Origin of the sequence: Xanthovirga aplysinae (genome assembly GCF_009711365.1) — a bacterium.
Lineage (GTDB): Bacteria > Bacteroidota > Bacteroidia > Cytophagales > Cyclobacteriaceae > Xanthovirga > Xanthovirga aplysinae.
This window is the reverse complement of sequence record NZ_SMMB01001106.1, coordinates 1-8,224: the sequence shown is the minus strand read 5'-3', so window position 1 is coordinate 8,224 and position 8,224 is coordinate 1. Positions and strand designations below refer to the sequence as shown.

7 protein-coding genes are annotated in these 8,224 nt (G+C 34.5%); 3 read left to right on the top strand and 4 right to left on the bottom strand.

The features are described 5' to 3' along the window. Window positions 1-1,084: 1,084 nt before the first annotated feature. On the bottom strand, window positions 1,085-2,107 hold the full coding sequence (locus E1171_RS13055) for a radical SAM/SPASM domain-containing protein (protein WP_155206451.1): 1,023 nt from the start codon (window positions 2,105-2,107) through the stop codon (window positions 1,085-1,087). 123 nt (window positions 2,108-2,230) lie between these two features. Between E1171_RS13055 and E1171_RS13050 the strand changes: the two genes are divergently transcribed. Both E1171_RS13050 and E1171_RS13045 read left to right on the top strand, forming a co-directional pair. Next, window positions 2,231-2,671, top strand: coding sequence for a PH domain-containing protein (locus E1171_RS13050; RefSeq protein ID WP_155206450.1), 441 nt, complete (start codon window positions 2,231-2,233; stop codon window positions 2,669-2,671). Window positions 2,672-2,693: 22 nt separating this feature from the next. After that, on the top strand, window positions 2,694-3,320 hold the full coding sequence (locus tag E1171_RS13045; protein ID WP_155206449.1) for a trimeric intracellular cation channel family protein: 627 nt from the start codon (window positions 2,694-2,696) through the stop codon (window positions 3,318-3,320). Between the two features lie 61 nt (window positions 3,321-3,381). Here E1171_RS13045 and arsB read toward each other — a convergent pair whose 3' ends face one another. The 3 genes from arsB to E1171_RS13030 all read right to left on the bottom strand — a co-directional run bounded on the left by arsB (window position 3,382) and on the right by E1171_RS13030 (window position 6,579). Next, on the bottom strand, window positions 3,382-4,473 hold the full coding sequence (gene arsB / locus E1171_RS13040; protein WP_155206448.1) for an ACR3 family arsenite efflux transporter: 1,092 nt from the start codon (window positions 4,471-4,473) through the stop codon (window positions 3,382-3,384). 177 nt (window positions 4,474-4,650) lie between these two features. Beyond that, a complete protein-coding gene (locus tag E1171_RS13035; RefSeq protein ID WP_155206447.1) occupies window positions 4,651-5,379 on the bottom strand; it encodes an NRDE family protein in 729 nt (242 codons plus the stop codon). A gap of 723 nt (window positions 5,380-6,102) precedes the next feature. Further along, on the bottom strand, window positions 6,103-6,579 hold the full coding sequence (locus E1171_RS13030; RefSeq protein WP_155206446.1) for a regulatory protein RecX: 477 nt from the start codon (window positions 6,577-6,579) through the stop codon (window positions 6,103-6,105). 107 nt (window positions 6,580-6,686) lie between these two features. Here E1171_RS13030 and E1171_RS13025 point away from each other — a divergent pair, with 107 nt between their 5' ends. Further along, complete coding sequence (locus E1171_RS13025) at window positions 6,687-7,970, top strand: MFS transporter (protein ID WP_155206445.1); 1,284 nt, start codon at window positions 6,687-6,689, stop codon at window positions 7,968-7,970. Window positions 7,971-8,224: the final 254 nt, after the last annotated feature.

Here is an 8,224-nt window from a genome sequence, read left to right as displayed (position 1 = left end):
TTTTTTTAACCCTTGTAGCCTGTAATTAAATATTAACAGATGGTTATCAGTTTATTAGTGTTTTAATGTACTTGCCAAGTCTAATTGAAACCTTAGTTGATAGCTTTTTAAATTTCGGAAGTAATCAGGAATCCCAGACTCTATGTATGACAATGGCCGGAAAACTTTTTAGGGATTGATTTTTGTTAAGATTAAGCTTTTTTATGGTATTGGAGAATGGTTAGGTGTTGAAATGATAGAAATCAGTGAATATTTTTTGAACAATTTTATAGTATACTAGTTAGCAATATTAATTATTATTGTCAATGATAATATTGTATTTTTTTTATACATGATTATCTATATGTGTTTTATTTGCGTTAATAATTGTGTTTTATTAAGTTGGTTGGCCTTGTTGAAGATTTAAAGGAATCAATGTGATTAAATTTCAGAAGTTTGATTTCTTAAGGGAGTAATATTCAAAAAGTAGGGTTAAAACCTTCTACATGAAGCTTCTCTTTGATCTATTGGAGGTGCCAAGAGGTTTAGTTTTTTCCTTAAAAGAAGAATTCGGGTTGGGCATGGAATTTATTCTTCTCAGGTGCCATAAAATTAGCTTATTTTGTCAAACAGTTTTATAGATTTCTAGTTAGTGATTTTTATCCTTAAAATCAATGCTGGAATTGTAATTTTTCTGCTTGTTGGTTAGTTTATTGATTGTTATTTGTGGTGTAATTGTGTTTTTCTGTGTTATGTTGTTGGTGATTCTTTGATAGTTTATAACTTAGAAAAGGAAATAGTAGGATTGCACTTGCAGTTTCCTCTATTTCCTATTTTTCTCTTTAAAAGTGGGGTCTGGTCCATTAATTTTTAAATTAAATGGTTTTATTTTTCATTTTTAAAAAAAGATAATCCAAAAATCTCTCTAGGGATTCAGCCTTTAATAATCTTTCTTGGTGTTAGGCTAATCTTACTTTGAGTTAGGAAACCTTGATAAGTCAATTGTAAACAATTAAAGCAGTTGTTCTTTAAAAGATCTCTAACAAAAAAACAACAAAATATGAATTAAGGATGAAGCTTTCCGAATTGTTTTAGCTTTTTAAAGCTACCCCCAGACCTTGGATCCTTCCGTACAATTTTTACACATTTCAATTTTCCTTCTATAGGCGAGTATATTATTTCGAAAGCTATTGTATTCCGGACTTTTCAAAACTTCTTTAAAGGAGTTTTTATTAATGGATCCTAATACATGATCCGCATCCTTATCAAAGCAGCAAGGCACAATTTTTCCATCCTGGGTGACGACGCTAGAATGCCACATTTTCCAACAATGATTCTCTAATTTTGATTTAATTATATACTTGTCTCCAGAGGCTTTTTTGTAGCGAGCATATTTTTGTTGGGTTGGAATAAGTGGTGAGCCATTCTCATAATTATAAATTTGGGCGGTTTTAAGGCCAACTTCGTCCACCCCCAATGTTTTAGCCAGCTGTTTAACTTCTTCTATTTGATGTTCATTCGGGCGGACAACCAGGAACTGAAATATTACATGAGGAGTCTTTGATTTTAGCTTTTTCTTCCATTTAATGATGTTTTTGGTGCCTTGGATTACTTTTTCTAGATTTCCTCCAATTCGGTAGGCTTCATAGGTTTCCTGTGTGGTACCGTCAATTGAAATAATTAGTCTGTCAAGGCCCGATTCTACCGTTTTCCGCGCATTTTCCTCATTTAGGTAATGCGCATTTGTGGATGTGGCCGTGTAAATTTTTTTTTGATGAGCCAACTTAATCATTTCGAAAAAATGAGGATGTAAAAAAGGTTCACCCTGAAAATACAGTAAAAGATACAAAAGCTGAGGATGTAGTTCATTAATCAGTTGTTTAAAAAGTTCCGGATCAGCCATTCCTGTGGGCCTGTTAAATGAACGTAAACCACTTGGGCATTCAGGGCACCGAAGATTGCAGGAAGTAGTGGGCTCAAAGGAAAGGCTCATGGGCATTCCCCAGTGAAATGAGCGTTTTAGTATTTTGGACAAATAGAAACTTAGAAAGATCTTTAAGGAGTTAATAGTACGTTTAGCAGTAAGTTTGGAAAGGAAATTTATTCCGTCCTGAAAGTTTTTATTCATGTGAATCTACGGGACTCGTTCAGTTTCTAAAAATTTACATGGAAATATAACTCTTCGGTTTATAAATTTAATAACTTCACCTTCAAAATGAGTTAATAGATTTAATCTGATAGGAATCCAGAGATGCCGGAAATTGTCGCTTTGTTTAAATCCCGAAAGGATGCTTTAATTACTACTTTGGTCTGGTTGATTGTACTTGTACCTGTTTTAATTATTGGGTACGGTACTCCTCTGATGGCAGAGGGAATTCCCAAAACACTTACCCACATGTTTGGGGCCTTAATTGCTGCTGTAGTTATGTGGATGTGGATTTCTACATTTTATATTGTAAAGGGAGATATACTTTTTTATCAGTCTGGCCCTTTTAGAGGAAGAGTAGCAATCAATCAAATTACCAAAATTGAAAAAACATTTTCTTCCAAAGTAGCCCCTGCCCTTTCCAGAGATCGCTTTCGGATCATATTTAATGAGGATGAAGAAGAGTTGTTGGTAAGTCCTGAAGATGAAGGTGAATTCATTGCTACGCTGAAAAAAATCAATCCTAAAATTCAGCTGAACTTGTAAATTTCTTTGTAATTGTTGCTGCATGGAGGCTTTGTACTTTTTTGACCTTGCTGGGACTTTTGTTTTTGCGATAAGCGGAACCTTATCGGGAATTCGTAAGCGCTTTGATTTTTTTGGGGCATCTATGATTGGTTTTGTCACTGCCGTTGGGGGTGGCACTGTTCGTGACTTGTTGTTAGGCTTCAATCCAGTAGGTTGGATGCAAAATGTTCTTTACCTATACATTATTCTTGGCGGTATTGTTTGTGCCATTCTTTTTAAAAGACAGGTGATGAAGTTGAGTAAGGCACTTTTTTTATTTGATACAGTAGGAATTGGAGTTTTTACTGTTTTGGGGTTAGAGAAATCACTATTGGCTGGAGTGGAGCCAGTTTATGCTATTATAATGGGGATGTGTTCCTCCGTAGTTGGAGGGGTAATACGTGACACCCTGTGTAATGAGATTCCTCTTATATTTCGAAAAGAGATTTATGCTACTGTCTGTTTGCTGGGAGGTTTATTATACTTTCTGCTGTTAGGATTAGGAGTAAGTGGTCCAGTTGCGTCCGTATCTACAATCCTTTCCATCATTATCTCCCGTCTACTTATCATTCGTTTCCAATTGTCTTTTCCTACTCTTAGCATCGATAAAGAGGAAGAAAATAAATAGTTAATGAAAACGATCTAAGAATTAGGAATTAAGAAAACTTTTGAGTTGATGCTCATTGATCCTAATTATTGATTTCTAATTCATATTTACTTTTCTCTTGTCTTCCGTAGTATTTTTTTCTGAGCCAGAAGGCTACATTTACAAGGGCAATTAAGGCAGGGACTTCTACCAAAGGACCAACTACACCTGTAAAAGCTTCTCCGGAATTAATGCCAAAAACTGCAATGGCTACAGCTATTGCCAGTTCAAAGTTATTACCTGTTGCTGTAAAGGCAATGGAGATGTTTTTGGAGTAATTTGCACCGAATCCTTTCCCAATAAAAAAACTAATAATAAACATTACCCCAAAATATATGATTAGCGGAATGGCAATACGAAGGACATCAAAAGGGATTTGAACAATAACTTCCCCTTTAAGGCTAAACATTACTACTATGGTAAACAAAAGAGCTACTAGTGTAAGGGGGGAGATTTTAGGAATAAATTTTTCTTTAAACCATTTTTCCCCTTTGGCTCTTACCAAAAGTAATCTGCTAAGAAAACCAGCTAAAAATGGGATGCCCAGATAAATGGCCACACTTTCGGCAATCGTTGGGATGGAAATGTCTACAACCACTCCCTTGAAGCCAAATAATGGGGGCAATACAGTAAGGAAAAACCAGGCATAAATACTGTAAAAAAATACCTGAAAAATGCTGTTTAGTGCCACCAATCCTGCTGCATATTCCCGGCTTCCCTCTGCTAGATCGTTCCAAACAATTACCATGGCAATGCATCGTGCTAATCCAATAAGAATTAACCCTGTCATGTATTCAGGAAAATCTTTCAGGAAATAAATAGAAAGGATAAACATTAAGGTTGGGCCAATAATCCAGTTAATCAGAAGGGAAATGCCTAATATTTTAAAATTTCTAAAGATCTTGGGAAGTTCTTTATAATCTACTTTTGTTAAAGGAGGGTACATCATTAAGATTAAACCAATGGCAATTGGAATATTGGTGGAGCCGTTGGAAAAAGTATCTATTGTCGTGGAAAGAGAAGGAAATGCATAACCCATACTAACCCCAATGCTCATAGCTAAAAATATCCATAAGGTAAGGTAGCGATCTAAAAAATTTAGTTCTTTTCGTTTAAAAGTGGCTGTTGTTTTCATAGTTTCCCTATTAACATCTTTAAGATGGTTGAAAAGTATAGTGCAAAACCAATCCTTTTTGTTATTTGAAATGAAGAACGATTAATTAATCGTAATATTACGATTTATGTCAGCGAGGGAAAAGTTAAAACAAAATTATTTTTGAGGAGGGATGCAAAATAAAGGTACCAGGCCAGTTTAAGGCTGAAATTTGGATTCAATTAGAAGGTCAACTTCCTGAATTTGCTGCTTTTTGAGGTCTTCATAAATCATTTGCCATTTTTGCGCTTTCCTTTCGATGGAGGTAATACTTAAAGTGATTAGCAAATCATGGCGATTCATTACCAAGTCATTATGGCTATCTCCTTCCCCGCCGAATTTATGGAACTTTCGAATGTCAGTAGCTGTAAAAGAAGGAGTGTTTTTGAGCCATTTTCCAAACCAATCTTCTCTTCTAGCAGTAATTTCAGGCCCGTAAAGGGGAACTGATGACCAAATATGAGGTTTATGAAAAGGCAATTCCTTATAAAAGACATGAAAACCATCCCAACGAATTTCGCAAAGCCATGCATTTTGTGCCAGAATCAGTGTGAAGGGCTCAATTTCTTGAAAATCGTATAAGCTGGAAAAATCTTTTGGGGAAGAATATTCAAAGTTTTCCATGAGCACCAATCCTCGGCTTTTACGATAAGACCCACCCATTGGGTGAGGTTTAAATGCTCCGTTTAAAAGGCAAGCCACACGTCCTTGGGATGAGGCGGCAATCCAGGAGCCTTTTCCTTGTGGGTCTTTTGGAAAAAGTAATTTTTGTCCCTTCCATTCATAAATCTTTGGGGATAGAGCAGGGGGGCGCATAATGCTCTCATCTCGGTTACTGGTAAGTATAAAATCATTGTCAGCTTTAGGTAAAAAAGTAACTGTACACATGAAACTTCTTTTTTTATTCTTTTTAATAGCAAATCATTTTTTAAACAGGAACTGATTGAGATTGGATTTGATATCCTTTTAAGTCAATTTTGAAAATACTGATCAAAAATAGGTTGCTATTTTAGCTATACGTTTGGGATAAGTATAAGATTAATATTTTAGGGAGTTTATGCCTCTATTTTATCTATAAAATGCTGTCTTAGATGTACCTAGGAGAATATTAGAAAAATGGAAGAAGGAGATAAAATGTTGGTTTGAGGCAAAAATATTTATTAATGAAATTGTGGGGGAAGCCATTTTGAAAATTTTTGATGTCAGGCTTGAAATCTTAGTAAATACATTCAATTTTAATATGAAACTAAGAATCGGAAAGTCCTCACCCACATTTGGGCTTCTTTTTTAATATTAACTTCAATAATAAAAACTATGAGATGCTTAAGATTTTATTTTACAAAAAAATAATTCTCTAGAAACGGTCACTTGAAATTTCAAATAGTATTCTTAAAGGCAAAAATCTTGAGGTTTTTATTATTATTTGGTAAGTAGGCTAACTTAATACTTCAAATCAAATATCGATCTGGTTATCGAGCTTTAGTGACTGTCCCCTGTGATATTACCCTTGTTTGATTAAATATAAAAAATCAAAACCAAAATTATTGAATTGCATTTTAGAAAGTCATAAACTCAGAATTATATTAACAATCCTAATTTCGAGTTGGGAGCTCAAGATTCAAGTTGGTTTAAAACATATTGTACTAGATCAGCTTCAAAACCTTTTCCCATTAGGTATCGCATAAGTTTCTGCTTTCTTTTGAGTGGATTAGTTTCTTTTTCGGTAATACTTTTCTTTTCGGCCAAATTAAAAAGTAAATTCATGTATTCTTCTGTATCAATTTCCTTTAAGCCTTGGTTGATGAAGTGTTCTCCAATTCCCTGTTGATTTAAGGCTAATCGGATTTTCTGCTTGCCCCATTTGTTTATACGGAATTTTCCACCAGCAAATGAACGGGCATAACGTTCTTCATTTAAAAAATTCTCTTGCTCCAATTCATCGATAATAATTTCCATTAGCGAAGCTGAAACGCCAATTTCCTGAAGTTTGTGTTTTACTTCCTTTCGGCTTCTTTCTCTATAAGCGCAAAATGATTGAGCCTTTGTTTTGGCCTCTTGTTTTTCCCGTATAAGATTTTCTCCTATCAATTTTAAACTTTTTAAGGTTTTTTTCCAGATACTTTTTCTTCGAATCAGTTATAATATAACTGGTGAATTTATTAAACCCACTTAGGAATCTTTAAAGATACAATTCATTGCGAAATAAAAAAGCACTCATTTTATTATTTGTCGCTAATGGGGTTTCTGGCTTTGCTCAGGGGATTTCTATGTTGGCTGTTCCCTGGTATTATGCCCAGCAGCAAAACTCTTCTCACTTTAACCTGATGTATGCAGGGATCACTTTTCTTACCATATTTTGGGGGCTTTACGCCGGGGCTTTAGTAGATCGTTTTAATCGGAAAAAAGTTTTTCTGGGGACTAATATTGTCGAATGCATCATTTTGCTTTCTATTGGTTCTTTTGGTGTAATTAATGGGGCATTACCCACGATAATGGTAGTAACTGTATTTACTATTACTTTGTTTGGCTATCATATTCACTATCCAAATTTGTATGCTTTCACTCAAGAAGTTACAGAATCAAAATATTATATGAAGGTTACCTCTTATATAGAAATTGTAGGACAGGTGACCAATTTAACTGCAGGGGCCTTGGGGGCATTACTTTTGGAAGGGATTGTCTTTGAGCGGAGTTTTTTCATTTTTGGTCGTGAGGTTCCTATTTTATTTGAATTGCAAAAATGGGAATTGCATGAAATTTTCCTGATGGATGGTATTACCTATGTTTTGGCCATTTTTCTGATCTCTTTAATTCGTTATAAGCCGTATAAAATTTTGGAAGTGGAAACAGGACCTTTTAAAGAGCGCTTGAAAACTGGCCTGAGGTATTTAAAGAAAAACAGAGTGATTCTGAGTTTCGGTATTTTTTCCTATGCCATTTTTGTGACCATTATGGTGGCCCTTCATGCCTTAATGCCCATGTATGTTAGTAATCATTTAGAGAAAGGTGGAGGAATATTTGGGCTTTTAGAAGTATTATATGCCAGTGGAGCCTTATTAGCCGGTGTTTTTGCTCAAAAATTCTTTCGCAAAAAACCAATTCCCTTTGCCGTAGTGATGATGTTATTTGCTACGTCTTTTACTTTTATAATGAGCGCTTTTACTCGTTCGGTTGCCATATTCTTTTTGTTGGGATTTGTTATTGGGTTTACAAATGCTGGAACTAGGGTAATGAGGGTTTCCTACCTTCTTTCTTTGGTACCTAATAATATTATTGGAAGAGTAAATGGGGTATTTAATGTCACTAATGTGTTGATGCGAGTGGGTTTTATTTTTCTGTTTACCCACCATTTTTTTAGTGAAGGATCCAATGTGGCTTACGGAAATGCAATTTTGGGAATTTTCACTTTATTATCTGGTTTGATTATTTTGATGAACTATAAAAAATTAGTGGATTTAACAAAAAATAATATTTCTTGAAATCCAATAAAAAAAGCCGTTAGTTATAAAACTATGCGGCTTTCGGGATTTAACGGGTTTTCAATTACAGGGGTTATGTAATTAAAAAAAGGGTTTATTTTCCTGCTTTTTATCAAATGGAAAATTTTATGGACTTTTTTCCTTTCAACAAAAGTAAGTCCTAAACTTTACATTGTGATTAGAATCGCATTAAAGATATATTAGAATTTTTTTATGACAAATATTGAGCCAAATTGATGGTAAAAAAGGCGAAA

Bases quoted from the DNA above. Each gene is read 5' to 3' on its own strand.
- E1171_RS13055 (WP_155206451.1), bottom strand. From the start codon at position 2,107: ATGAATAAAAACTTTCAGGACGGAATAAATTTCCTTTCCAAACTTACT.
- E1171_RS13050 (WP_155206450.1), top strand. From the start codon at position 2,231: ATGCCGGAAATTGTCGCTTTGTTTAAATCCCGAAAGGATGCTTTAATT.
- E1171_RS13045 (WP_155206449.1), top strand. From the start codon at position 2,694: ATGGAGGCTTTGTACTTTTTTGACCTTGCTGGGACTTTTGTTTTTGCG.
- arsB (WP_155206448.1), bottom strand. From the start codon at position 4,473: ATGAAAACAACAGCCACTTTTAAACGAAAAGAACTAAATTTTTTAGAT.
- E1171_RS13035 (WP_155206447.1), bottom strand. From the start codon at position 5,379: ATGTGTACAGTTACTTTTTTACCTAAAGCTGACAATGATTTTATACTT.